We start from the raw sequence: 2,031 nt of genomic DNA on the forward strand, positions 1-2,031 counted from the left end.
TTCTATCACCCCCAGTTGAGTTTTTGATGGAATTTGCCTCACCATGTCTATACCTCCCACTTTGGTACTGACTTAATCGGTTTAATTTAATATAACATAGTTTGTCTAGGGATGTTGAGTTATTGAACTCAACTTACAATATCACAAAACTAGTCGGTTTTAAACCGACTTTCGCTTTGAGACCCAAAATTGATTCCCGGTCTCCCCAACAGACAGTCTCCAGGTTGCTAGTCCTTTGCGATCTCCCGTCGGGACTGCTGCGCAATCGCCCTCCAAATATCCCAAAACCTTTGAAATAACTGATTTATCCTTTGACGGAAGACGTTTACCGTCAATCTTTTACCAAACATGAACCGAACATGAAACGTGCCTAGATGCGAGCGATCTCCCGTAGGGAGTGCTGCGCAATCTCCCGTCGGGGGTGTAATGCGATCTCCCGTAGGGAGTGCTTCGCAATCGCCCCTCAACACGTTCAGAATTTTCCCTTGAGAAGGAACTGGGGGGAACACTGAATGCGATGACTCGTAGGGAATGCAATGCGATCTCCCAAAGGGAGTGCTGCGCAATCGCATCTTTTTTTTTGCTACCATTTAATTTACTTAGTTTGTTATAATCAATTGCAAAACAGAACATTTATGTCAAAAGATAATTCTCCTGGGAACATCATCTATATTACCACCGGTGAAACACTAGAAACATCAACCACCGAGGAAGGGTCAAGAGGTGGATTTGATATAGGTGGGATGCTGGGTGGAAAAACAGGCCCAGTCCAAAGACTTAATAGACACCCGGTTTCTATAGATAAACTAAAACAGGAAATCAGAACATTTGTCACCGCATTTGAACAATGTTTAGAAGAAGCGGATCTAGCAAGTGCAAAAATTAGATTAGATGAAGTTGAGGTAGCAGTAGAAGTAAGTACAGAAGGAGAGCTAAGTATATTCGGGATAGGTGGAAAAGCAGGGGCTAAAAGCAGTTTAACCTTTAAGTTTAAACGTTAAATGTCAAACTAAATACAAATACTATTCTTTTAAAAACATAGTTAATAATCAATGTGTATAAGAGTATGGGACAAAATTGGGCAATTAGTATAGGTATTAACCACTACAACAACCTACAACCCTTAAAATATGCGAAAAGAGATGCAGAAGCGATGGAAGAGTGGTTTAGAACATCAGGATTTAATCAGGTGTTTCTATTCACAGAAAACTCCCCTAGGATTCCCACCAGTCCACCAATTGTAACTCGTCCCACTTATGGTACGCTGCGAAGATTTCTGAATGCCCAGTTTGAAAGACCTTTACTAAAGTCAGTAGATAACCTATGGTTCTTTTTTGCCGGTCATGGTCGAAGACACCAAGATAAAGATTACTTAATGCTAAATGATACTGACCCTCACGATATAGAACATACTGCAATTTCAGTGGAATATGCAACACAGAGACTTCGTCGTTGTGGAGCAGACAATGTAATTTTGTTGCTAGATGCTTGTCGAAATGAAGGGAGACGTGATGGTCTAGGATTTGGAGATAAAAAATATCAAGGTGTAATTACCTTTTACTCTTGTAGTGCTAATCAGCAAGCATGGGAAATCGACGCTTTACAGCATGGAACATTTACCCATACTTTATTAGAAGGACTAAAAATACAGGGAGAAGGTAATTGTGCTACAGTGGAGAGACTATATAGACATTTGACATCAGAAATACCCAACTTAAATACTAGATATGGAAAACAACCTCAAAATCCATATTTAAGCGCAGATCCACCTTATAAAATGAACTATATATTATTACCTAGATTTGCTAATGAAAGAGATATAGATCCATTGGTGATAGAAGCACAAAATGCTGAACTCGGAAGAGATTTAGACTTAGCAGAGAAATTATGGGAAAGGATTTTAGCAGTTAATGGTACCAATCAAATGGCATTAGCAGGAATTAGAAGAATTGCTGCTGTTCGTGCTATTACTGTTCCCGGGACATCTGATGGCATTCAAAGTGAGACAAAAACTCAATCTCTACACACACC

3 protein-coding genes are annotated in these 2,031 nt (G+C 39.7%); 2 read left to right on the forward strand and 1 reads right to left on the reverse strand.

The window, feature by feature from the left end:
• Positions 1 to 227 precede the first annotated feature (227 nt).
• Positions 228 to 590 carry a hypothetical protein gene (locus tag ASL19_RS18465; RefSeq protein WP_235528918.1) on the reverse strand — a complete coding sequence of 121 codons (363 nt, stop codon included), beginning with the start codon at positions 588 to 590 and terminating at the stop codon, positions 228 to 230.
• Positions 591 to 635: 45 nt separating this feature from the next.
• Here ASL19_RS18465 and ASL19_RS03195 point away from each other — a divergent pair, with 45 nt between their 5' ends.
• Positions 636 to 1,001: a hypothetical protein gene (locus tag ASL19_RS03195; protein WP_057177264.1), complete on the forward strand. Its 366-nt coding sequence runs from the start codon at positions 636 to 638 to the stop codon at positions 999 to 1,001.
• 53 nt (positions 1,002 to 1,054) lie between these two features.
• Positions 1,055 to 2,031 (forward strand): caspase family protein (locus ASL19_RS03200; RefSeq protein ID WP_235528919.1); only part of this gene is annotated, 977 nt, incomplete at its 3' end.

Origin of the sequence: Cylindrospermopsis sp. CR12, assembly GCF_001432185.1 — a bacterium.
Taxonomy (GTDB): Bacteria; Cyanobacteriota; Cyanobacteriia; order Cyanobacteriales; family Nostocaceae; genus Raphidiopsis; species Raphidiopsis raciborskii.